General features: G+C 64.5%; 18 protein-coding genes and 3 pseudogenes. 8 read left to right on the forward strand and 13 right to left on the reverse strand.

The window, feature by feature from the left end; genetic code table 11:
• Positions 1-279: 279 nt before the first annotated feature.
• Together BCCGELA001_RS27730 and BCCGELA001_RS27735 are read left to right on the forward strand one after the other, a co-directional pair.
• Positions 280-1,626: an HlyD family secretion protein gene (locus BCCGELA001_RS27730; RefSeq protein WP_060737877.1), complete on the forward strand. Its 1,347-nt coding sequence runs from the start codon at positions 280-282 to the stop codon at positions 1,624-1,626.
• A complete protein-coding gene (locus BCCGELA001_RS27735; protein WP_060736774.1) occupies positions 1,623-3,563 on the forward strand; it encodes a glycosyltransferase in 1,941 nt (646 codons plus the stop codon). The genes BCCGELA001_RS27730 and BCCGELA001_RS27735 overlap by 4 nt, the downstream gene beginning before the upstream one ends.
• Positions 3,564-3,602: 39 nt before the next feature.
• Here BCCGELA001_RS27735 and BCCGELA001_RS27740 read toward each other — a convergent pair whose 3' ends face one another.
• Positions 3,603-5,993, reverse strand: a complete 2,391-nt coding sequence (locus tag BCCGELA001_RS27740) for an AI-2E family transporter (protein ID WP_083543402.1) — start codon at positions 5,991-5,993, stop codon at positions 3,603-3,605.
• Between the two features lie 226 nt (positions 5,994-6,219).
• Here BCCGELA001_RS27740 and BCCGELA001_RS27745 point away from each other — a divergent pair, with 226 nt between their 5' ends.
• From BCCGELA001_RS27745 to BCCGELA001_RS27755, 3 genes are all read left to right on the forward strand, one after another.
• Positions 6,220-7,521: a lytic murein transglycosylase gene (locus BCCGELA001_RS27745; protein WP_008560998.1), complete on the forward strand. Its 1,302-nt coding sequence runs from the start codon at positions 6,220-6,222 to the stop codon at positions 7,519-7,521.
• A gap of 109 nt (positions 7,522-7,630) precedes the next feature.
• Positions 7,631-8,134, forward strand: a complete 504-nt coding sequence (locus BCCGELA001_RS27750) for a DUF1993 domain-containing protein (RefSeq protein WP_008561000.1) — start codon at positions 7,631-7,633, stop codon at positions 8,132-8,134.
• Positions 8,135-8,312: 178 nt separating this feature from the next.
• Positions 8,313-9,413, forward strand: a complete 1,101-nt coding sequence (locus tag BCCGELA001_RS27755) for an alkene reductase (protein ID WP_060736775.1) — start codon at positions 8,313-8,315, stop codon at positions 9,411-9,413.
• Positions 9,414-9,670: 257 nt separating this feature from the next.
• On the opposite strand, the pseudogene BCCGELA001_RS27760 reads toward BCCGELA001_RS27755, so the two are convergent.
• From BCCGELA001_RS27760 to glpD, 7 genes and pseudogenes are all read right to left on the reverse strand, one after another.
• Positions 9,671-11,412: pseudogene (locus tag BCCGELA001_RS27760) on the reverse strand (ABC transporter substrate-binding protein).
• A 129-nt stretch (positions 11,413-11,541) separates the two neighbouring features.
• Positions 11,542-11,870: pseudogene (locus tag BCCGELA001_RS27765) on the reverse strand (DUF2160 domain-containing protein).
• Positions 11,871-11,879: 9 nt separating this feature from the next.
• Positions 11,880-12,688: pseudogene (locus tag BCCGELA001_RS27770) on the reverse strand (carbohydrate ABC transporter permease).
• Complete coding sequence (locus BCCGELA001_RS27775) at positions 12,688-13,662, reverse strand: carbohydrate ABC transporter permease (RefSeq protein ID WP_060736776.1); 975 nt, start codon at positions 13,660-13,662, stop codon at positions 12,688-12,690. The pseudogene BCCGELA001_RS27770 and the gene BCCGELA001_RS27775 overlap by 1 nt, the downstream one beginning before the upstream one ends.
• Positions 13,662-14,747, reverse strand: a complete 1,086-nt coding sequence (locus BCCGELA001_RS27780) for an ABC transporter ATP-binding protein (protein ID WP_060736777.1) — start codon at positions 14,745-14,747, stop codon at positions 13,662-13,664. The genes BCCGELA001_RS27775 and BCCGELA001_RS27780 overlap by 1 nt, the downstream gene beginning before the upstream one ends.
• Before the next feature lie 13 nt (positions 14,748-14,760).
• Positions 14,761-15,837, reverse strand: a complete 1,077-nt coding sequence (locus BCCGELA001_RS27785) for an ABC transporter ATP-binding protein (protein ID WP_008561030.1) — start codon at positions 15,835-15,837, stop codon at positions 14,761-14,763.
• Complete coding sequence (glpD, locus tag BCCGELA001_RS27790) at positions 15,834-17,384, reverse strand: glycerol-3-phosphate dehydrogenase (RefSeq protein WP_060736778.1); 1,551 nt, start codon at positions 17,382-17,384, stop codon at positions 15,834-15,836. Before glpD ends, BCCGELA001_RS27785 begins: the two co-directional genes overlap by 4 nt.
• 230 nt (positions 17,385-17,614) lie before the next feature.
• Between glpD and BCCGELA001_RS27795 the strand changes: the two genes are divergently transcribed.
• Together BCCGELA001_RS27795 and BCCGELA001_RS27800 are read left to right on the forward strand one after the other, a co-directional pair.
• Positions 17,615-17,896, forward strand: coding sequence for a type II toxin-antitoxin system Phd/YefM family antitoxin (locus BCCGELA001_RS27795; RefSeq protein WP_008561047.1), 282 nt, complete (start codon positions 17,615-17,617; stop codon positions 17,894-17,896).
• Positions 17,893-18,345: a type II toxin-antitoxin system VapC family toxin gene (locus BCCGELA001_RS27800; protein WP_060736779.1), complete on the forward strand. Its 453-nt coding sequence runs from the start codon at positions 17,893-17,895 to the stop codon at positions 18,343-18,345. Before BCCGELA001_RS27795 ends, BCCGELA001_RS27800 begins: the two co-directional genes overlap by 4 nt.
• On the opposite strand, the gene BCCGELA001_RS27805 is transcribed toward BCCGELA001_RS27800, so the two are convergent.
• Positions 18,322-19,167, reverse strand: a complete 846-nt coding sequence (locus BCCGELA001_RS27805; RefSeq protein ID WP_060736780.1) for a DeoR/GlpR family DNA-binding transcription regulator — start codon at positions 19,165-19,167, stop codon at positions 18,322-18,324. The genes BCCGELA001_RS27800 and BCCGELA001_RS27805 overlap by 24 nt on opposite strands.
• A gap of 90 nt (positions 19,168-19,257) precedes the next feature.
• The gene (locus tag BCCGELA001_RS27810; protein WP_008561054.1) at positions 19,258-19,932 is read right to left on the reverse strand and encodes an HAD family hydrolase; all 675 of its coding nucleotides are present in this window, start codon (positions 19,930-19,932) and stop codon (positions 19,258-19,260) included.
• A gap of 154 nt (positions 19,933-20,086) precedes the next feature.
• On the opposite strand from BCCGELA001_RS27810, the gene BCCGELA001_RS27815 reads away from it, so the two are divergent.
• Entirely contained in the window at positions 20,087-20,536 is a 450-nt protein-coding gene (locus tag BCCGELA001_RS27815; RefSeq protein ID WP_060737878.1) for a nuclear transport factor 2 family protein, read from the forward strand.
• A gap of 111 nt (positions 20,537-20,647) precedes the next feature.
• On the opposite strand, the gene BCCGELA001_RS27820 is transcribed toward BCCGELA001_RS27815, so the two are convergent.
• The 3 genes from BCCGELA001_RS27820 to BCCGELA001_RS27830 form a co-directional block, all read right to left on the reverse strand.
• The gene (locus tag BCCGELA001_RS27820; RefSeq protein WP_008568616.1) at positions 20,648-20,839 is read right to left on the reverse strand and encodes a hypothetical protein; all 192 of its coding nucleotides are present in this window, start codon (positions 20,837-20,839) and stop codon (positions 20,648-20,650) included.
• 224 nt (positions 20,840-21,063) lie between these two features.
• Positions 21,064-21,474, reverse strand: a complete 411-nt coding sequence (locus BCCGELA001_RS27825; protein WP_060736781.1) for an acyl-CoA thioesterase — start codon at positions 21,472-21,474, stop codon at positions 21,064-21,066.
• Between the two features lie 7 nt (positions 21,475-21,481).
• Entirely contained in the window at positions 21,482-23,578 is a 2,097-nt protein-coding gene (locus tag BCCGELA001_RS27830) for a 3-hydroxyacyl-CoA dehydrogenase NAD-binding domain-containing protein (RefSeq protein ID WP_060736782.1), read from the reverse strand.
• Position 23,579 lies beyond the last annotated feature (1 nt).

Genomic DNA, 23,579 nt, shown 5'->3' on the forward strand with positions numbered 1-23,579 from the left:
TCTCCTGGGGCGGCCGGGGGCGAACCTCTGGCCGGCACATTCGAAGTATGAATGCGGCCGCCGGCTGCAAGGTTCGTGCGTCGTGGAGCCGCAGAGGCCAGCGGCGCAGCCAGCCTTTCCGCCGCCACTAAAGCTTGACCGAGATTTACACAAAAACACACGCGGAGGCTTAGCAACCTGGAAAGCGCAATCTCCGCATAACTCGCGGTAACCGGGCACGCTGCATTGGACTTGTGCATTGACCGGTTCCGTTGGCCTCCTGTCAGCAAGGTGACCGCCATGGTAGACCGCTCGAGCGCCGCTTCCGTCGACCCCTCGTCTGCGCCCTCCCCTCACGACGCCAAAACTGATGCGAAGGGTTTGCAGGACTCCCTGCACGAGCACCTCTTCGCCAATGACGAGTCCGGCCATGCTGCCAAGACGCAGAGCGGGCAAGAACCGGAGCGCCGCTGGCCGCATCTGCGGCGCGGCGCCAAGGTCGCGATCGGGCTCGCCATCGTCGCCGTGTTCGGCTGGCTGCCGCTGCGCGCGATCTGGGAAAATTCGAGCGTTGAGGCCGTGCTGAATTCCCGCCTCGTCACCTTGCGCACGCCGATCGGTGGCCGCGTCGCGGCCGCGCAGCGCGTCACCGACCAAGCCAGGCTCCAGGCCGGGACCGTCGTTCTGCGCGTCTTCAACTCCCGCGGCGATCGCACCCGGCTCGACGATCTCCGGCGGCAGAAATCGCGCCTGGAGAACGAGCGGCCGAGCCTTGCGGCGAAGCTCGCTTCGGCCCAGGCCGCGCAAAAGGACCTGGCGCGGCAGGCCGCGCAATTCCGCGACGGACGCGTGCTGCAGCTCGAGGCCCGCATCGCCGAGATCCAGACCTCGATCGAGGCGGCGGCGGCGCGACGGGACGAGGCCAGTGCCGCCGTCGAACGCGCGTCCTCGCTGGCGAAATCCGGCAACGTCTCGACCGTCGAACTGGCGCGGCTGACGCGCGAACTCTCGGTGTCGCAACAGACCGAGCTCGGTGCGCGCAAGCGGCTGGACGCGGCCAAGGTCGAGCTCGCCGCGGCCCGGAACGGATCCTTCCTCGGCGACAGCTACAACGACCGGCCAAGCTCCGTGCAGCGCGAGGAAGAGATGCGCCAGCGCGCCGGCGACCTCGAGGCCGATCTCGCGCGCACCGACACGGAGATTGCCTGGCTCGCCAACGAGATCATCGTCGAGGAGGTCCGCTTCGCGGATCTCACCGAAGCCAACATTACGACACCCGTCGCAGGCCGCGTCTGGGAGATGATGACCTCGCCCGGCGAGGACGTGCAGGCCGGCCAACCCCTGCTCAAGGTGCTCGATTGCAGCGGCGCCGTCATCACCGCCAATGTCACCGAGAGCGTCTACAATCGCCTGCAGCTCGGCGACCGCGCGACTTTCGAGCCGAACGACGGCGGCGAACCGATCTCCGGTACCGTGGTCAATCTGACTGGCGCTGCAGGCGCGCCGGCCAATCTCGCCATCAACCCGGACGCGCTGAGCAAGGAGCCCTATCGCGTGACCGTGGCCTCGCGTGACGCCGCGGCCCGCGCCTGCACAGTCGGACGCACCGGCCGCGTCGTGTTTGCGCGGCACGAGACCGCACCGTGACGGCGGCGCTGGCGCCCGGCCTGATCGCGCTTGGCGCCTTCATGGCGATCGTGCCGCTGCTGAGGCGCGACAGCACGATGGCACGCTCGTTCCTGGCCATCGTGTCGGTGGCTTTGCTGCTGCGTTATCTCCATTGGCGGGTCACCTCCACGCTGCCGCCACCGCGCCTGACCATCGATGCAGCGATCGGCTATCCCTTCATGCTGCTGGAAGCGGCCTCGCTCGTCGCGGTTGCGTTGTCGCTGCTGTTCCTGAGCCGGACGCGTGACCGAACCGGCGCCGCGAGGGTCGACCGCCGCGCCGCCGATCCACGCGCACCCCTGATCGACGTCTTCATCTGCACCTACAACGAGGAACGAGGGATCCTCGAGCGCACGATCATCGGCGCCACCGGCATGGACTACGGCCATTACCGCGTCTGGGTGCTCGACGACGGACGGCGGCCCTGGCTGCGGCGGCTGTCAGGCGAACTCGGCTGCAACTATCTGACGCGGCCCGACAACCAGCACGCCAAGGCCGGCAACATCAATCACGCACTCAAGCACGTCGGGACGCTGCCGGAGCGGCCGCAATTCGTCGCCATCCTCGATGCGGACTTCGTGCCACGGCCCGATTTCCTTGCGCGCACCGTCTCGCTCATGGACGATGCGTCGGTCGGCGTGGTCCAGACGCCGCAGCACTTCATCAATCCCGACCCGATCCAGACCAACCTCGCCGCGACCGACGTCTGGCCCGACGAGCAGCGCTTCTTCTTCGACGTCCTGCTGCCGGCCAAGGACGCCTGGGGTGTCGCGTTCTGCTGCGGCACCTCCTCCCTCATCCGTTATTCCGGGCTGGTGCAGATCGGCGGCTTTCCAACCGATTCGGTGACGGAGGACTATCTCGTCACGCTGCGCCTCAAGGAATACGGCCTCACCACCATCTATCTCAACGAGCGATTGACGATCGGCCTCGCGCCCGAGGGGCTGAAAGAATACATCACCCAGCGCGCCCGCTGGTGCCTCGGCTTCATGCAAATCGTACGCGGGCGCAGCGGACCGTTCTCGCGGGACTCGAAGCTGTCCTTTATCGACCGGCTCTCGCTGGTCGACGCGTTCATGAGTTGGTCGGCGGTCTACACCTCGAAGGTGGCGGGCCTTGTGGTGCCTTGGCTGTTCCTGCTGTTCGGCATCAAGGCGGTGCAGGCGGACCTCACCGAACTATTGCGCTTCTTCCTGCCGTTCTACGTCTGGCACAGCCTCAGCATGGCCTGGCTGTCGCACGGCCGCTCGCTCGCCATGATGACGGATGTTTCGCAACTCATCGCCGCGCCCGCCGTGCTCAAGGCGGTGGCAGCCGGCCTGTTGCGGCCGAAAGGGCACAAGTTCAAGGTCACGGCCAAAGGCGGCGATCGCGACCGGCGATTTGTCGAATGGCCGCTGCTGCGGATCTATGGCTGTGCACTTTTCATCACGCTCGCATCCATCGCCTACGCCTTCATCCTGCACCAGCGCGGCGAGAACATCGCCTATGGCGGACTGGCGCTGGCCTGGAGCTTCTACAACGCGTTCATCCTCACCGTGGTTTGCTTCGTCTGCATCGAGCAACCGCGCAAGCGCAAGGCGGAGCGCTTCAATCGCAACGAGCCTGTGCTGCTGCGCCAGGACGGCCGGTCGCATCTCGCGCGGCTCGCCGACATCTCCATCACCGGTGCGCGGCTGATCGACCCTGATCCGCCGGCACTTGGGAGCATCATCGCGTGCCAGATCTACGGCCGCTCGATCGCGGCCATCGTGGTGCGGCGGACCGCGGATGGATTCGCCGTGCGCTTCGAGGAGGGCATGGACACGCGCGTCCATGCGATCCGGGCGTTCTATGCCGGCGAGTATGTCCGCGCCTATCGCGGTGTCAGGGCGCTCCCGGTCGGCAAGGCGCTGCTGATGCGGCTGTTCGGCTAGCGCCACGCACGCTTGGCGGCAAGGTCGGCTTGCTCTCCGCTAGGGGGCGGGATGCACCTCTCTCGAGCGATCCTGCTCGCCGCCTGGGGTCGCTCGATCGCTCTGGATATCGACCATCAATTGGTTCGCCATCTCCTGCAGGCGGTCACGATCTCGGTCGGTGAACTCCCGCGGCTGAGTGTCGATGACACAAAGGCAGCCTACGACATGACCGGATGAAGTCCGTAGCGGGACTCCCGCATAGAAGCGAATGCCCCTCTCCAAGACATGCGGATCATCGGCGAAGCGCGGGTCCTCGTTGATATCCTCCGAGACCAGCATATCGTCTGCAGCGATCACATGCGCGTCGAGGGAGCCCTCGTGATTGCCCTGCAGACCTGCTTGAACGTCTTGGGCGCGGCTGTCAGCGGCGGCGGTTGGCTGGATATTGTCGACCAATGTCACCAGCGCGATCGGAACGTTGAACGCCTGCGCGACCTTTCTGGACGCCTCCTCAAGGTCCTGGCGTTTCGAGGCGTCCAAGCCCAGGCCGCGCAACGCTGCGAGCTGCGCACGTTCGGCGTCGGCCGTGAGCTGGGGCGTCTCGCCCAGAGCTGCCGCGCGACCGACCCATGCTTCGACCTGCTCGACACAAGCCTGGAGAGAGGCGAAAGCCGCGTCGGCGGCCATCTGAGTCTTGAGCTCTCCCGTCTGTTCCGTTCCGGCGATCAAATTCCAGCAACAGGCAGCCAGCTTCACCTGGGGGGCCCGACGGCGCAGGCGACGAAAGACATAGCGGGCATAGACCTGCGGCTGCGGGTGAAAGTAGGACAGGCACACCACGTCGACCCCCTGGAGATCGAGCTGCTCCAATGCTCCCCGACTGACCACGATCGGCGGCAGGACCTTGGCACCGATGCTGTGCTCCTCGAGCACCTGCGCGAGCATCTCCGCCGCCGCATGATCGAGCTCCGTGCGTCCTGCGAGACAGAGGACGCATGGTCGCTGCGCCGAGTGACTGTCCTCTGACACTGCAGACGCTTTCTCGCGGATATGGTCGTCAACCTCCCGCACAACCGAGATAGCGGTATCCGCGACCAGACGACGGTAGTTGGTATCGATGCTGCTGCGCTGACGATCGTTCTCCGCCAAGCGCAGCGCCGGAATTCCGACGTTATCGTACAGCTCACGCGAGGAACACTCGTCGACATAGTTCTCGGCGAACTCAACCGCCTCCTCCAGATTGCCGGCCAATAGGCGCTGGTAGAGTTGCTCCTCCGGCGCAAGCACAGGGTCGCTGCCGAGAAGTATGCCCAAGAACTCCAACTGCGGGACGTAGCGCCCAATGACGACGAGGCAGACGGTCAAAGGTGTCGCCAGAAACAGCCCGACGGGCCCCCACAGCATCGTCCAGAAGATCGCGGCGATGATGATCGCAAGAGATGACAGCCCGGTGCTGGACCCGTAGAGCCAAGGCTCGATGACATTGTTACTGACGAGTTCAGCGGTGAGGAACAGACCGACGACCCAGAACAGCATCGTCCAGCCCGGATCGACGGCGATGGCCAGGGCAGCAGGAAATATCGCCGCGATAAAAGGACCGAGATAGGGAATGAACCGGAGTACCGCTGCGAGCAGGCCCCAAAGAATCGCGTTGGGGACGCCAACAAAATAGAGTGCAACACCGATCGGCACGCCGTAAGTCAAATTGACAACGAGCTGCATCAGCAGATAGCGACTGACCCGGGACGCAGCATCGTTGATGGCCTGAGTGCTCTTCTGGAGGTCGCCGGCTCCTGCCAATTTAATGAATCGATCGCGCAGGTCCTCGCGCTCGAGCAGCACGAAGATCACGAAGATGACAACCAGCCCGGAGGTCGCCAGCGGCGCCAGCAAAGGCCCTATGACAGAGCGAATGAGCTCCAGCGGTCTCGGCTGTGGTGGCTCCATCCGTACGGTAACGGGCTCCCGACTCTCACCGCCGGCGCCAAGCCGGGACGGCGTGCTCCCCGGCTTTTTCTCGTCTCCCGAGATCTCTCTGCCGAGATCCTGCATCGTCGTGGTGACGGCGTCGACGACCCCGCCGCCAGGCGCAGAGCTCTGCAAGGAGCGGATCTTCTCCGTGATGGTGGTCTGATAATTGGGAAGGTTGCTGGCGAGCTGGACCAGTTGGCGCCCAACGACCAAGGCGATCCCGGCGACGACGACAAAAGCAATGGAAACGGCGATCAGTACCGCTGCAATGCGGGGCACCTTCGATCGCCTTAGCCAATTGACCAAGGGCGTGAGAATGAAGCTCAGCAGGATCGCAAGAGCAAAAGGAACGAAGATTTCCCGGCCGAGATAGAGGGCTCCGATGGCCAGGACGATGCCGCCGGCCGTGAGCATGGGCGAGGACGCAGCTCGCACGGCCGGTGTTCGTTGCGGCGACGCCGGGGCCAACTCGGCCATAGGGACGAGCCTTTCAGTGGCGGTTTCGACAGGTCAACCCAAATTCGGCGGGTTTGATCCAGCCGAGCCAAGAACTTGATTCTTGAATACATGCCCTACGCGCCAAGGCGGGCGACCTATCGTCCACCAGACCAGATCATCGGTAACCGCAGGGTGGGGTGGCCTGAGGCGGTCACTTCACCTAAACTTCGGGCGAATCCACCGCCTGCCTCCTTGCCGGAACCCCATGGTCCAGAACCGATTTCTGATCGCTGCCGCCGCGCTTCTCGCGTGCTCTGCCACCGCCACCGCCCAGATGCTTCCGCCCCCCGCAAGGCCCGCAGCGACCAAAGCGACACCCCCCTCGTCGCGGGCCGCTTCGTGCCACAACGGCGCGAGCTTCGAGCGTTTCCTGGCCGACGTGAAGCAGCAGGCCGTCGCCGAGGGTGTGTCGCAGCGTGCGCTCGCCGAAGCTGCGCCATACCTCACCTACGACCAGAGCATCGTCAACCGCGACCGTGGCCAGCGCGTGTTCGGCCAAGTGTTCACCGAATTCTCGCGCAACCGGGCGTCGGAGGGAGCGGCCAGGAACGCTCAGGCACGCATCAAGATGCATGCGGCGGCGTTCGCCCGCGCCGAGAAGGAATATGGCGTGCCGCCGGCGGTCATCGCCGCGTTCTGGGGACTGGAGAGCAGCTTTGGCGCCGAGCTCGGCAAGCTGCATACGCTGCCGTCGTTGGTGTCGTTGGCCTATGACTGCCGCCGCTCCGAGATGTTTCAGAAGGAAACCATCGCGGCGCTCAAGATCATCGACCGCGGCGATCTCTCACCATCCGAGATGATCGGCTCCTGGGCGGGCGAGCTCGGGCAGACGCAGTTTTTGCCCACGCATTACTTCAACTATGCGGTGGACTATGATGGCGACGGCCATCGCGACCTGTTGCGCAGCGCGCCCGACGTGATCGGCTCGACCGCGAACTACATCGCTACCGGACTGAAGTGGCGGCGTGGCGAGCCATGGCTGCAGGAAGTGCGCGCGCCCACGAACTTTCCGTGGGACCAGGCCGACCTGACGATCAAGCTGCCGCGCGCGAAATTCGCGCAACTCGGCGTCATCTATCCCGATGGCCGGCCGCTGCCGAATGACGAACTGCCCGCCTCTCTGTTGTTGCCGATGGGTCGCACCGGGCCAGCATTTCTCGCCTATGCCAATTTCGCGGCGTACACCGAGTGGAACAACTCGCTGATCTATTCGACCACCGCAGCCTATCTCGCCAGCCGCATCGCCGGCGCCGCGCCGATGCGGCAGCCCGCCGTGCCGGTTGTGCAACTGCCGCTCAACGAACTGAAGGAGTTGCAGCAGCATCTCGTCCGCGCCGGCTTCAATGTCGGCAAGGTCGATGGCGTGATGGGACAATTGAGCCGCACGGCAGTGAAGGCGATGCAGATCAAGTACGGCCTGCCGGCGGATTCCTGGCCGACCGCGGAGCTGCTCGCGCGCATGCGGGGCAGCACGGCCCAGGTGCAGCCGGCGGCCACGGTCCGGTAGAATTTTCGCATCGCACAAGTTGCTTTCCGCGATTGTATTTTTCCATGAGCCTCCCATGTGAGTGGCTCAGGTTTTCTCCTGAGATTTCCCATTCACAAGCGAGCATCACATGTCCTTCTACGACGCGGTCGTCCCCGCCTATCTGCAAATGCTGAACAGCCTCACCGGCCTGCTCACCAAAGCCGAGGCGCATTGCGCGGCCAGGAAGATCGACCCGAGCGTCCTGCTCGGCTCCCGCCTCTTCCCGGACATGCTGCCGCTGTCGAGGCAGGTCCAGCTCGTCAGCGATTTCGCCGCCAAAGGCTGTGCCCGTCTGACGCACAGCGAGGTGCCCTCCACCCCCGACACCGAGACCAGCTTCGCCGAATTGAAGCTGCGGCTGGCGAAGACCATCGACTACGTGAAGTCGTTCAAGCCCGAGCAGTTCGAAGGCGCCGAGAGCAAGGACGTCACCTTCCCGGCCGGCCCCGACAAATCCATCACCCTGAAGGGCCAGCAATTCCTGAGCGCGTTCTCGCTGCCGAACTTCTATTTCCACGCCGCCACCGCCCACGGCATTTTACGCCACAACGGCGTCGAGATCGGCAAGCGGGACTTCATGGGCGCGAATTGACATCTCGAATCGTACGGCCGCGCAGTGGAATTCTGCTGCCGTGGCCGGAATTACACATGAATCATGCTGCGCGGCCTCGCCGCGTAGCTCGCCTGCGCTTTGAGTATGGCTCTGCCCTTGCACCTGATGTCACGATGCACAAGTGTTCGTGACCTCTCATTGCCTGGAAGCATCCCCCATGAGCCGTCCGACCAAACTGTTTGAGACCTACAAGCTCGGCCCGATCACGCTGGCCAATCGCCTCGTCATGGCGCCGCTGACGCGCAACCGCGCCGTGCCCGGCACGTTCGTGCCCGGTGCGCTCGCGGCGGACTATTACGGCCAGCGCGCTTCCGCAGGACTTCTGATCACCGAAGCGAGCCAGGTCTCGCAGCAGGGCCAGGGCTATCAGGACACGCCCGGCATCTATTCAAAGGACCAGGTCGCAGGCTGGCGCAAGGTCACCGATCGCGTCCATGAGCGCGGTGGCAAGATCTTCATCCAGCTCTGGCATGTCGGCCGCATCTCCCATGTCGACCTCCAGGCCAATGGCGCAGCCCCCGTGGCGCCGAGCGCGATCCGCGCCAAGGGCAAGACCTTCGTGAACGGCGGCTTCGCCGACGTCTCCGAGCCGCGCGCGCTCGAGCTCTCCGAAATCCCTGATATCATCGACGACTTCAAGCGTGCGACGAAGAATGCGCTCGAAGCCGGCTTCGACGGTGTCGAGATTCATGGTGCCAACGGCTATCTGCTCGAGCAGTTCGCCAAGGACGGCGCCAACAAGCGCACGGACGCCTATGGCGGCTCGATCGAAAACCGCGCACGGCTGATGCTCGAGGTCTCCAAGACCGTCGTCGCCGAGGCCGGCGCCGACCGCACCGGCATCCGCATCTCGCCCGTGACGCCAGCCAACGACATCTCGGATTCCAACCCGCAGGCGCTGTACGATCACATCGTCGACGGCCTTAGCGCGCTCAAGCTCGCCTATCTCCACGTCGTCGAAGGCGCCACCGGTGGCCCGCGCGACATCGCCCCGTTCGACTATGCGTCCCTGCGCAAGCGCTTCGGCGGCGCCTACGTCGCCAACAACGGCTACGATTTCGATCTCGCCAGCAAGGTGCTGGACGCCAACGCGGCCGATCTCATCGCCTTCGGCAAGCCCTTCATCTCTAACCCCGACCTCGTCGAGCGGCTGAAGCAGGGCGCACCGCTGAACGATTGGGACAAGACCACGTTCTACGGCGGCAGCGCGAAGGGGTATACCGACTATCCAACGCTCGCGGCTGAGCCGGCGGAGTAAGCGACGCCGTCGCTTTATCCTCCGTCATTGCGAGGAGCTCTTGCGACGAAGCAATCCAGCCTACTTCCGCGGAGAGACTCTGGATTGCTTGGCTGAGCCTGTCATCGGGCCGCGCTTCGCACGGACCCGTTGGCTCGCAATGACGGCGCGGAGGCAGCGCGCCTCAACTCACCAGGAGAAAAAAGGCCGGGATCGCTCCCGGCCTTTCGCATCTTGATGGATGGCCGGGTCGAGCCCGGCCATGACGTCTCACGACGTCACTTCGCTTCCGCGCGCTTGGGCGGCGTGGCCGGCCACGACTTGATCAGGGTGTCGTAGTCGACGGTCTCGCCCTTCGGCTTCTCGTTGGCGAGCTTGCGCTGCGGAGCAATCGTGCCGTCCTTCTGGGCCTTGGCGAACCAGTATTCGGCCGATTCCTTCTTGTGCAGCTTGGGGCCGCAGGCGCCCTGCACGCCGGACTTCTCCAGGCGCTCCATGACGGAGTCCTGAGCGGCGGCCAGCGCGTCCATCGCCTGCTGCGGCGTCTTCGCACCGGACGACGCATCGCCGATGTTCTGCCACCAGAGCTGGGCGAGCTTCGGATAGTCGGGCACGTTGTTGCCGGTCGGGGTCCACTGCACGCGGGCGGGCGAGCGGTAGAACTCGACGAGACCGCCGAGCTTCGGCGCACGTTCCGTGAACGACTTGTCCCAGATGTCGGATTCACGCACGAAGGTAAGACCGACGTGGCTCTTCTTCAGCGACACCGACTTTGAGACGATGAACTGAAGATAGAGCCAGGCAGCCTTGCGACGATCCGGCGGAGTGGACTTCAGGAGCGTGAGCGAGCCCGCGTCCTGATAGCCGAGCTTCATGCCTTCCTTCCAGTACGAGCCGTGCGGCGACGGAGCCATGCGCCATTTCGGCGTGCCGTCGGCGTTCATCACGGCGATGCCCGGCTTCACCATGTCGGCGGTGAAGGCGGTGTACCAGAACATCTGCTGGGCGATGTTGCCCTGCGCCGGCACGGGGCCGGACTCGGAGAACGTCATGCCCTGCGCCTGCGGCGGCGCATACTTCTTCATCCACTCGAGATATTTCGTGATCGAGTAGACTGCGGCCGGACCGTTGGTGTCGCCACCACGCTCCACCGAAGAGCCGACCGGGCGGCAGCCTTCCATGCGGATGCCCCATTCGTCGACCGGCAGACCGTTCGGAATGCCCTTGTCACCGTTGCCGGCCATCGACAGCCAGGCGTCGGTGAAACGCCATCCGAGCGACGGGTCCTTCTTGCCATAGTCCATATGGCCGTAGACCTTGACGCCGTTGATCTCCTTGATGTCGTTGGTGAAGAACTCGGCGATGTCCTCATAGGCGGACCAGTTCACGGGGCACGCCGAGCTCGTAGCCGTACTTGGCCTTGAACTTGGCCTTGTAGTCGGCATTGGTGAACCAGTCGTAGCGGAACCAATAGAGGTTCGCGAACTGCTGGTCGGGCAGCTGATAGAGCTTGCCATCCGGCCCGGTGCCGAACGACTTGCCGATGAAGTCGTTGACGTCGAGCATGGGGTTGGTGACGTCCTTGCCCTCACCGGTCATGAAGTCCGACAGCGCGATGGTCTGGCCGTAGCGGAAATGCGTGCCGATCAGGTCGGAATCGTTGATCCAGCCGTCGTAGACGTTCTTGCCCGACTGCATCTGGGTCTGCAGCTTCTCGACGACGTCACCTTCCTGGATGAGGTCGTGCTTGAGCTTGATGCCCGTGAGCTCGGAGAATGCCTTGGCGAGCGTCTGCGCCTCGTATTCGTGAGTCGTGATCGTCTCGGAGACGACGTTGATCTCCATGCCCTTGAAGGGTTCGGCGGCCTTGGCGAACCACTCCAGCTCCTTCTTCTGGTCGTCCTTCGACAGCGTCGAGGGGGTGAATTCCGCGATCCACTTCTGGATCACGCTTCGTCCGCGCGCGAACCGGCGCCGAGAGAGCGAGCGACACTGCAACGATCGCAGCGGCGCTGGACATGGTCAGAAAACTATTCTTGGTCAATGGACCTTTCCTTCTCCTAAACTGTCGCATGGTTTCCTCCGTTGCAGCGACAAACTTTTATACAGACCCGGATTGCTTCCGGATCTGGCCGTCCCTTCGCGAGCTTCAGACCGTGCGGAAAATGAGCACGGCCGCCACCAGCGAAATTCCACTTGCGAGCCACAGGCGCGAGATCTCGAGCCCCTCCTCGCCGATCGGCAGCGTTGCGATCGCATCGGTGCCGAACAGGCCGATCCACAGCAGGTGGATCACCGCCGCCGTGATCAGCGAGATGAACAGCGATCGCCGCGCGTGGTCGGAATGCGAAGCACACCGACGCGCTCGGCCTCCGGATAGACCGCCGCAAGCCACGTCATCACGGCGAGCGTGCCGGCGATCGCGGCGAAGAAGATCGCCGTCGGCAGCGTCCAGGCCATCCATGCGATGGATTCCATGAAAACCTCCTAGACCCGGCCGAGCGCAAAGCCGCTCGCGATGTAATTGCGGACGAACCAGATCACGAGCGCGCCCGGAATGATGGTGAGCACGCCAGCGGCTGCCAAGAGGCCCCAATCCATGCCGGCGGCCGACACCGTGCGTGTCATGATCGCCGCGATGGGCTTGGCCGAGACCGAGGTCAGCGTGCGCGCGAGCAGGAGCTCGACCCAGGAGAACATGAAAGCAGAAGAAGGCGGCAACGCCGATGCCGCTCGCGATCAGCGGCACCAGGATCTTGATGAAGAAGCGAGGGAAGGAATAGCCGTCGAGGAAGGCGGTCTCGTCGATTCTCGCGCGGCACGCCCGAGACGAAGCTTCGAGGATCCACACCGCGAGCGGCACGTTGAAAGATGCAGTGCGCCAGCGCGACCGCCCAGGGCGTATCGAACAGGCCGATCGCCGAATAGAGGTTGAAGAACGGCAGCGCATAGACCGCGGCCGGCGCCATGCGGTTCGACAGCAGCCAGAAGAACAGATGCTTGTCGCCGAGGAAGCGGTAGCGCGAGAAGGCATAGGCAGCCGGCAGCGCCACCGAGATCGAGATGATGGTGTTGAGGACGACGTATTCCAGCGAGTTGATGTAGCCGGAATACCAGCTCTCGTCGGTGAAGATGCGTTTGTAGTGCTGCAGCGTCGGCGTGTGCGGCCACAGCGTCATCGTCGAGACGATCTCGGCGTTGGTCTTGAAGCTCATGTTGACGAGCCAGTAGATCGGCAGCAGCAGGAAGACGAGGAACAGCCCCATGATGAGGCGGCGGCCGGGAATCGAATGCATCAGGCCACTCCTTCCTTTGGCTTGAGCGCGGGCACGGGCTTGAGCGCGACCGCAGGCTTGGGCTCCACCGCCGGCTCGCTGTCCGTCTGAGCTTTCCGTTCGACGCCGGCATTGGTCATGACGGTGTAGAAGATCCAGCAGACGATCAGGATGATCAGATTGTAGACCAGCGACAGCGCCGCGGCCTTGCCGAGGTCGAACTGCCCGAGCGCGATCTTGACCAGCTCGATCGACACGAAGGTCGTGGAATTGCCCGGCCCACCGCCGGTGACGACGAACGGCTCGGTGTAGATCATGAAGCTGTCCATGAAGCGCAGCAGCACCGCGATCAGGAGCACGCGGTTCATCTTCGGCAGCTGGATCGCCTTGAACACGGCCCAGCGCGAGGCGCCGTCGATCTGGGCGGCCTGATAGTATGCTTCGGGGATCGACTTCAGGCCGGCATAGCACAAGAGAGCGACGAGGCTGGTCCAGTGCCAGACATCCATCACGATGACGGTGACCCAGGCGTCGACGTCGTTGGAGACGTAATTGTAATCGAAACCCATGGCGTTGAGGGCATAGCCGAGCAGGCCGATGTCGGGCCGGCCGAAGATCTGCCAGATCGTGCCGACCACGTTCCACGGAATCAGCAGCGGCAGCGCGAGGATCACGAGGCAGGCCGCCACCGTCCAGCCCTGGCGCGGCATCGACAATGCGACCACGATGCCGAGCGGCACCTCGATGGCGAGGATCACCAGCGAGAAGAACAGGTTGCGCCCGAGCGAAGCAAGGAAGCGGCTGCCGAGGTCGGTCGAGGGATCCAGCAACTCCTTGAACCAGCCGACGCCGTTCCAGAAGAACTGGTTGTTGCCGAAGGTGTCCTGCATCGAATAGTTCACCACCGTCATCAGCGGCAGCACCGCCGAGAAGGCGACGACCAGGAACACCGGCAGCACCAGGAACCAGGCTTTTTGGTTGACGGTCTTGTCCATCAGGCAGCTCCCTCCACCAGAAGGCTGTCGGCATAGACGTGGACGTGCGACGGATCGAATTTCAGCCCGGCCGTGCCGTCCGCGCTGGTGAAGCCGCCGGGAGCCCGCGCCGCGAGCTTGGCGTCGCCCAGGCGCGTCCGCGCGAAACGGATGCGGCCGAGATCGTCGATGCGCTCGATTTTCGCCGTGAGCAGACCCGGCGCAGGCGCGACGGCCTCGACGAATTCGGGACGCACGCCGATCTCGATCTTCGCGCCCGCAGGCAGATTGTCGTAGGCGCGGTTGAGCGCGATGACGTGACCGTCGATCCTGGCCTCGCGTCCCCTCACCTCCGCCGGCAGGATGTTCATGCCCGGCGAACCGATGAAATAGCCGACGAAGGTGTGCGCCGGCTTGTCGAACAGCTCGGCCGGCGTGCCGCTCTGCACCACCCGACCGTCATGCATCACCACCACCGTGTCGGCAAACGTCAGCGCCTCGGTCTGGTCGTGGGTGACGTAGATCATCGTGAGGTCGAGCTCGCGATGCAGCGCCTTCAGCTTGGAGCGGAGCTGCCATTTGAGCTCGGGATCGATCACCGTCAGCGGCTCGTCGAACAACACGGCGGCGACGTCGGAGCGGACGAGGCCGCGGCCGAGCGAAATCTTCTGCTTGGCGTCCGCCGTGAGCCGTGTCGCCTTGCGGTTCAAATAAGGTTCGAGATCGAGCAGCCGGCCGATCTCGGCCACGCGCTTGTCGATCTCGGCCTTCGGCACGCCGCGGTTCTTCAGCGGAAACGCCAGGTTCTCCCCCACCGTCATGGTGTCATAGATCACCGGAAACTGGAACACCTGGGCGATGTTGCGCTTCTGGGTTGACAGCGGTGTGATGTCCTTGCCGTCGAACAGGATTTTCCCGCGTGACGGGGTGATGATGCCGGAGATCACGTTCAAGAGCGTGGTCTTGCCGCAACCGCTTGGGCCGAGCAGCGCATAGGCGCCGCCCTGGCGCCAGGTCATGGTGACGGGCTTGAGCGCGAAGCTTTCCTGCGGCGCATCGTTGCCGCCGTAGGAATGAGCGAGATCGACGAGGTCAATGCGGGCCATGGCGCATCTCCCCTTACGAACCTGGAGCGGCGACCAGGCGGTCGGCCGCATCGAAGACGAAAACATCATTCGGATCGAGCACGGCGTCGAGCGTCTGCCCGGGTTCGAACTCGTGCACGCCGTGCAGCACCGCCACCCAGTTCGATCCGTCGCGGGTCAGATGCACGAAACTCTCGGAACCGGTGATCTCGGTCACCGTCACAGTGGCGTGGAAGGCGTGACGATCGGCCTCGCCATTGGCGAGGGCGAGCTGATGCGCACGGAAACCGACGCGATAGATCCCATCAGAGAGGCCTGCATAAAGACCGGAGGACGGTGACGCGGTGCCACCGGCATAGACGACCTGCCCGTTCTTCTTCTCGATACCGACGAGATTGAGCGGCGGATCGGAGAACACCTGGGCGACGCGCAGGGTCTGCGGCCGGCGGTAGACCTTGGCGGTCTCGCCCATCTGCAGCGCCTGCCCCTCCCACATGCAGACCGTGTTGCCGCCGAGCAGAAGCGCCTCGGTCGGCTCGGTGGTGGCATAGACGAAGATCGCGCCCGAGGCCTCGAAGATGCGCGGCAGCTCGGCACGCAGCTCCTCGCGCAGCTTGTAGTCGAGATTCGCAAGCGGCTCGTCGAGCAGCACGAGGTCGGCGCCCTTGACCAGGGCGCGCGCGATCGCGGTACGCTGCTGCTGGCCGCCGGAAAGCTGCAGCGGCGTGCGCTTCAGGAACGGCTCGAGCCGCAGCAGCTTTGCGGCCTCGGCGACGCGCGCTTCGATCTCATCGCGCGGCTTGCCCTGAACGCGCAGGGGCGAAGCGATGTTCTCGTAGACCGTGAGCGAGGGATAGTTGATGAACTGCTGATAGACCATGGCAACCGAACGCTGGCGCACGTCGGCGCCGGTAACGTCCTTGCCGTTGACCACCACTTTGCCGGTGGTCGGCTTGTCGAGGCCGGCCAGCAGCCGCATGATCGAGGTCTTGCCCGACAGCGTCGGGCCGAGCAGCACGTTGAGGGTTCCGCTCTCCAGCGTCAGCGAGACGTCGCGGATGTGCGGGACGCCCTCGACAGTCCGGGTCACGTGATCGAGCGTCACGGTCATGAGCGTCCTCCTGCTTCCAGCAGGGGAGTTTGCTGCACGGCATGGGTCCTGATCCAGTCGTCAAGCGCTGCGATCTCGTCGGCAGATAGTCGCAGGCCGAGCTTGGACCGGCGCCAGACCACGTCCTCGGCGGTGACGGCCCATTCGTTGGCCATGAGGTAGCGAACCTCGCGCTCGGTCAGCGTCGCCCCAAACGACTGGCCGAGATCGGCCGCCGATTTGGCATCGCCCAGCAGCTTGATCGCCCGTGTCCCATAGGCACGGGCGAGGCGTCGCGCATGCTCGTGGCTGAGGAAGGGATAGCCGCGCTGGAACTCGGCGATCAGCCCGTCGATGTCGGAGACGTTCATGTCACCACCGGGCAGCGGCCATTTGCCGGTCCAGCCCTCGCGCGCCTTTGCGCTGCGCAGATACGGCGCGAGCCGCTCCAGCGCCTCTTCGGCAAGGCGGCGATAGGTGGTGATCTTGCCGCCATAGATTGACAGCAGCGGCGCGCCGCCGGGCGTGTCGAGCTCGAACACATAGTCGCGGGTCGCAGCTTTGGCTTCGCTGGCGCCGTCATCATAGAGCGGACGCACGCCGGAATAGGTCCAGACCACGTCGTCCGGCGTCACGGGCTTGGCCAGATACTCGCTCGCCGCGGTGCAGAGATATTGGATCTCCTCGGGTGTCGCCTTCACCTTGGCGGGGTCGCCGTCATAGTCGCGGTCGGTGGTGCCGATCAGGGTGAAGTCGTCCTGGTACGGGATGACGAAGATGATGCGGCCGTCGGCGTTCTGGAACATATAGGCGCGGTCGTGGTCGTAGAGCTTCCTGACCACGATGTGCGAGCCCTGGACCAGGCGAACCTTGGCTTTGGCGTTGACGCCGGCACCGCGGCCGAGCACGTCCTCGACCCAGGGGCCGCCGGCGTTGATGAGCGCGCGCGCCTGGATCTGCGAGCGCTCGCCGGTCAGCGTGTTGACCATGCCGACGGTCCAGACGCCGTTGGACTGGCGGATCTCGGTGGCGCGGGTGCGGGTGCGGATCTCGGCGCCCTTGTCGGCGGCATCGCGGGCGTTGAGCACGACGAGGCGGGCGTCGTCGACGAAACAGTCGGAATATTCGAACGCGCGGCTGTAGCGATTCGGAATCAGCGGCTTGCCGACCTCATCGCGCTTGAGATCGACCGAGCGCGTGGCGGGCAGCAGATGGCGGCCGCCGATGTGGTCATAGAGGAAGAGGCCGAGGCGCAGCAGCCAGGCGGGGCGCAGGCCGGCGTGATGCGGCAAGACGAAACGCAGGGGACGGATGATGTGGGGGGCGATGCCCCAAAGGATCTCGCGCTCGATCAGCGCCTCGCGAACCAGGCGGAACTCATAATATTCGAGATAGCGCAGGCCGCCATGCACCAGCTTGGTCGACCAGGACGACGTCCCGCTCGCCAGATCGTTCATTTCGCACAGGAAAACCGTGTTGCCGCGGCCCACCGCGTCGCGCGCGATGCCGCAGCCGTTAACACCGCCTCCGATGATGGCGAGGTCGTAAATACGCTCCAACAGACGCATCCCCCGACGGCCGCCCGTTCCCTCGGGCGGCTACTTTCGCTTTTGATTAGATCACACCGAAAAACGAAAGCAAGACGAAAGAGAAGCGAAGGGAAGCGAAAGGAGATTAATTTTGTCGGCGATTTGAAGCCAGAATGAGCGGGCTTGACCAGCAATCGAGGCCAAAGGCCTCCCCTTGAAAGGCCGACCCAGCGGAAATATAGTCATTATGGTCATATTGGTCCCTGAACATGGCACGCAATAATGAACCCGCCCCGCTTCCGTCTGAGGACACTTGGACTCTGGCCAACGCCAAGGCGCGGCTGTCCGAGCTGATCGATCGCGCTCAAGCCGGTCCGCAGGTCATCACGCGACACGGCAAACCCAATGCGGTTGTCGTCTCGGCCGAAGAATGGACGCGCAAGACCGCTCGCATGGGCTCGTTGGCCGAATTCCTGCTGGCCTCGCCGCTGCGCGGCGCCGACCTCGAGCTTGAACGCGTGCAAGACACGGCACGCGATGAGATGCCGTGAACCTGCTGCTCGACACCAACGTGCTGTCGGAAGTTCGGCGGCCCTCACCCTCGCCGAACGTTCTGGCGTGGCTCGACACGATTGACGAGGATCGCGCGTTCATAAGCGTTGCCTCGATCGCCGAGCTTCGCCGCGGGATCGCACTGCTGGAAGATGGTCACCGACGGACGGCACTGGCGCACTGGCTTGCCCATGATCTACCGGCGCGGTTTGCGGATCGCGTTCTGCCGATCGATCACGCGGTGGCCGCGTGCTGGGGCGACCTGATGGCGCAGAGCCGCAGAAGCGGCATCGCCTTATCTGTCATGGACGGCTTCTTTGCGGCGACCGCGCTCACGAACAGCCTCACACTGGTCACGCGCAATGTGAAGGATTTTGCTGAGTTCGGCGTTGCGCTGCTCAATCCGTGGGACGATGTTAAGACCTTATCTCAGCCGCACCACCGGTGAAGCTTCCGGTGCCGCATCCTGACTATCTGTCGGCGCATCGTCGATGTCGGCCCCCTTCGGCAGCGCTTCCACCACTTCGATGCCCTTGCTGTGGCAGATGGTGGCGAGGCGCTCGGGCAGTTCCTGGTCGGTGACGAAGGTCTGGATCTGGGTGATGTGGGCGATGCGCACCGGCGCGCTGCGGCGAAGCTTGGTGGAATCGGCAACCAGCATGACGCTGCGGGCATTGGCGATGATGGCCTGCGCCACCTGCACCTCGCGATAGTCGAAGTCGAGCAAGGCGCCCTCCTCGTCGATCGCGGACGCGCCGATGATGGCATAGTCGACCTTGAACTGGCCGATCAGCTGCGTCGCGGTCGAGCCGACCACCGCGCCGTCTGCGCGCCGCACCGTGCCGCCGGCGACCACCACCTCGATGCGGGGATGGCGATAGAGCAGCATGGCGACGTTGAGATTGTTGGTGATGACGAGCAGATCCTCGTGCGAGGTCAGCGCGCTCGCCACTTCCTCGGTCGTCGTGCCGATGTTGATGAACAGCGAGCAGCCGTTCGGGATCAGCGAGGCTGCCGCAGCGCCAATGGCCTTCTTCTCGTCGGCGGCGACGAAGCGGCGCGCCTCATAGGCGAGGTTCTCGACGCCCGAGGCGATGATGGCGCCGCCATGAATGCGGGTCAGCGATCTCCGCTCGCAGAGATCGTTGAGATCTTTCCGGATTGTCTGCGCCGAGACCTCGAAGCGGCGCGCGAGCTCCTCCACCATGACGCGGCCGGAGGCACGCGCGATGTTGAGGATTTCGGCTTGGCGATGGGTCAGTCCGGTCACGGCGAAACCTCAAATCAGGACGATGCATGGTGCGGCGGTTCGCGCGATCGGTCAATGCGGGAGACGATAACGGTTGACGGATGCGACCGCTCACCATGCCATGGCGTCGGCAAGGCGCGCGAGCAGGTCGGGATCGTCAAAGGCGCTGGCCGAGGCAACTGCGCCGGCGCCGACGAGATCGGCATGGCTGAGGCTCGTCCGGATACCGATCGTCGGAATGCCGGCTGCGACAGCCGACTGGACGCCCGAGCGTGAATCCTCGAACGCAACCGAGGCCGCAGCGCTGGCGCCGACAAAGCGCAGCCCTTCCTGATAAGGCAGCGGATGCGGCTTGCCGTGAGCCAGCTCGTCGCCGATCACGATGGCCTTGAACCGCTCGCTGATGCCAAGGCCCGACAGCAGCAGCTCGGCATTGAGGCGCGGCGCGTTGGTGACGGCGACCATGGGAACGCCGGCCGCATCCGCGCGGTCAAGCACAGACATCAGCCCCGGCAGCGGCTCGATCTGGCCGGTGACGAGCGTGCGGAAGATCTCTTCCTTCTCGCTGAGGATCGCGGCGCGCCGCTCGACCGTTTCGCCCGGCAGAAAGCGCTCGCCGATCGACGCATTGGCGAAGCCTTGCAGCTCCCTGGAGAAGCGCGCGTGATCGAACACATGGCCGCGCGGCCCCAGCACCTGGTTGAAGGCCTTGAGGTGCAGCGGGTCGGTGTTGGCGAGCGTGCCGTCGATGTCGAACAACAATGCCCGGCCGATTGCTTCGATCATTTCCCTACTTTCCCAAATCCGCGGCGCATCAATGCGGAAGGCGTATCAATACGGCTTCTGACACGCAATGGCGCATGCACATGACCACAATGCGACACTCGACAAAGTCGCGCGCGGCTGCAACACTCGTCGCAAGATCAAAAAGGAGGAAACGATGATCAACCGACGCGACCTGGCTCTCTCGACTCTTGCCGTCTCCGCGCTCGCTCTCACAGCACCGGCCCTCGCCGCCTCGGCAGACGAAGAGGCGGTAGCGAAGAAGGTCGAGGCCTTCCGTCTCGCCCAGATCGCGGCCGACCCGAAGGCGCTCGGCGCGCTGTGCTGGGACGACCTGAGCTACAGCCATTCCAGCGGCAAGGTCGAGGACAAGGCGGCCTTCATCGCCAGCGCCACCGACGGCAAGTCGAAATTCCTCTCGATCGAATACAAGGATCCGACCATCAAGGTCGTCGGTCCCGCTGCGATCGTTCGCTTCCACTGGCTCGGCGAACAGGAAATGGCGGCCGATGGGAAAAAAGTATCCACCAACCTTCACATCCTGATGAACTGGCAAAAGCAGGGCGACGAGTGGAAGCTGCTCTCGCGTGCCGCAACGAAATTGTGATGGCGTTCTTACCCTCTCCCCTTGTTGTGGGAGAGGGTGGCTCGCCATAGTCTGCTCGGCAAAAAATTCCGACCTCGCGCTCCGCGCGTCCCGGAACGACGGATGCGGCGCTTACGCCGCCTCTTTCACATCGCCGTTGATCAGCTTGCGCGCAGCGCGCTCGGCTTCGCGGGCGTTGCGGAAGAGCTGACCTTCGAGGCGGTTGAAGCGGTGGGATGAGGCGAAGAAGCAGTAGCCTCCCTGAGAACGAACGACGATACCTGCGGTCTGCGAATTGACTTCGATGATGTAGCTGTCCGGCATGGTCCGTGGATTCCTCAGTGCGGGCAAATAACGGTGCTCATGCCCAAAGGTTCCCCAGGCATTTGAGGCCGTTTCCACCCCGAATCGACACGCAATTGAGTACGCCGGGACCTCATCCGTTTTATGACCCGTTCTTGGCAAAGCCGCGACGCGTTGACTCACGCGCGCCGCGTTTGGCGTCGCTTGCCACGTCGTTGTGAGATGAGGCTGAGCGTCGCGCGCGATTACGTCGCGATCGTCGTAGCGGCCGCGCGGACCGCCTGCGGGCGGCCATGCTCGTCTATCGAGACGTAGGTGAAGTTGCCGTCGGTGACGAGGAACGGATGCTCCTCGCCGCGGCGAAGCGCCCAGGCTTCCAGATGCACGGTGAGCGAGGTGCGGCCGACGCGCACGAGATTGGCGTAAACAGAGACGAGATCGCCGACATAGACCGCCTTGCGAAAGTTCATCGCCTCGATCGCGACGGTCACGGTACGCGACTTCGCGACCTTCGAAGCGAACACGCCGCCACCGACGTCCATCTGACTGAGCAGCCAGCCGCCAAAGATGTCGCCGTTGGCGTTGGTGTCGGCAGGCATCGCCAGCGTGCGGATGCAGAGATCCCCGTTCGGCGCGCTCTTGGGCTGTTCGCTCATGTCTCTCTCACTTGAAATTGTCCCAGCCTGAATCAGGCGCGAAGCGATCGCCGAATCGCTCGGCCAGAGCGCGGAGCGTGGACACGACATTTTCCACGCCGCGCGTACGCGCATAGTTCAGCGGGCCGCCGCGGAACGGTGCATAACCGGTACCAAAGATCATGGCGCCGTCGACCGCGTCGGCATCGTCGACGATGCCCTCGCGAAGCGCCGCGACGCAGACGTTGGACATCGGAAGCACAAGGCGATCGATCATCTGGTCGGTGACGCGCGGACCGGTTTCCGCGAGCGGCGCCTTCTCCGCCTTGCCGTCCTTCCAGGTGTAAAAGCCCTTGCCGGTCTTGCGGCCGAGCTCGCCCTTGGCGACCTTCTCGCGCAGCCAGGCCGGCGTCGGCGGCAAAAGATCCCCGAACTTGGTGCGCAGCATGTCGCCGACGTCGAGACAGATGTCGAGCCCGACCTGGTCGGCCAGCTCGATCGGCCCCATCGGCATGCCGAACTGCTCGGCCGCGGCATCGATCAGGCGCTGGTCGATCTTCTCGTCCAGCATCACCATCGCTTCCAGCATGTACGGCGTCAGCGCGCGGTTGACGAGGAAGCCGGGCGAGCTCTTCACAGGCAACGGCAGGCGGTCGATCGCGCCGACAAAGGCGAGCGCGTCCTTCAGCACCTCAGGGTCATTGCCGTCATGGCTGACGACCTCGACCAGTTGCAGCCGCGACACCGGATTGAAGAAGTGCAGGCCGACCAGCCGCTCCGGGCGCGCGAGCGTCGTGCGCAGATCCTGGAGCGGAATGCTCGACGTGTTGGTGGCAAGGATCGCGCCCGGCTTCATCCGCGGCTCGATCCCTGCATAGACCTTCTGCTTCAGCTCCAGCTTCTCCGGCACCGCCTCGATGATGAGATCGGCATTGCGCACGCCCTCTCCGTCCATATCGGGGATGAGGCGATCGAGCGCGTCGCGCACCTCGGTCCGCTTTCGGATGATCTTGCCGTAGAGCCCGGCGGCACGCTTCACCGCGCCCGCGATCGGCTCGGCCTTCATATCGGCGAGCGAGACGCGCAGCCCCTGCCCGGCTACCCAAGCCGCGATGTCGCCGCCCATGGCGCCGGCGCCGATGACGTGGACATGCTTGACGGTGTTGCCGCTGCCGGCCGCCTTCTTCATCTGCTCGCGCAGGAAGAAGACCCGGATCAGGTTCTGCGCGGTCGGCGTCACCATCAGCTTGGCGAACGAGGCCTGCTCGGCCCTCAGCATCGCGGCCTTGCTGCCGCCATGGGTCTCCCAGAGATCGATCAGCGCGTAGGGCGCCGGATAGTGCTCGCGGGACGCTGTCTTCGCCGCCTCCGAGCGCATGCGCTTGGCGAGCAATCCACGCACCAGTCCCAGATTGGCAGCGTGCGTCATCAGCCCAGGCTTGGCCCGCTTCAGGCGTCCGAACAGCGCATCCTTCACCGCGCCCTGGACGTGGCGCTCCTGCGTCACGGTGTCGACGAGGCCGAGCGATTTGGCGCGGCGTGCATCGACGGTGCGGCCGGTCAGCATCAGCGCCATCGACTGGACCGGATTGACCAGCGCGGTGAAACGCGCGGTGCCGCCGAGGCCGGGATGCAGACCGAGCATCACCTCCGGGAAGCCGAAGCGCGCGCCCTCGATGGCGATGCGCGACTGGCAGGCGAGCGCGACCTCGAGCCCGCCGCCGAGGCAGAAGCCGTGGATCACAGCGACGGTCGGCAGCTTCAAGGCTTCGAGATGATCGACTACCGCGTGCGCGGCACGGATCCGCGTCTCCACCATGTCAGGATCGGACGCGCCACCGAATTCGTTGACATCAGCGCCCGCGATGAAGCCGGACGGCTTTGCCGAACGGATCACGAGGCCGGCCGGGCGCTCGGTCTCGATCGCCGCGAGCACGGCATCGAACTCCTCCATCACGTCTGCGGACAACGTGTTGGCACTGGTGTCGGCGCGGTCGAACAGCAGCCAGGCGACGCCGTCGGTATCGCGGGTCAGCTTGAAATGCTTGTACGGGCTGTCCGTCGAAGGCGTCGGCCCGAGCTCCAGGACGCGATCGCCAAGCGCGGTCATGATCTTGGAATCCATG

Origin of the sequence: Bradyrhizobium sp. CCGE-LA001 (assembly GCF_000296215.2) — a bacterium.
In the GTDB taxonomy this organism is placed as follows: Bacteria; Pseudomonadota; Alphaproteobacteria; order Rhizobiales; family Xanthobacteraceae; genus Bradyrhizobium.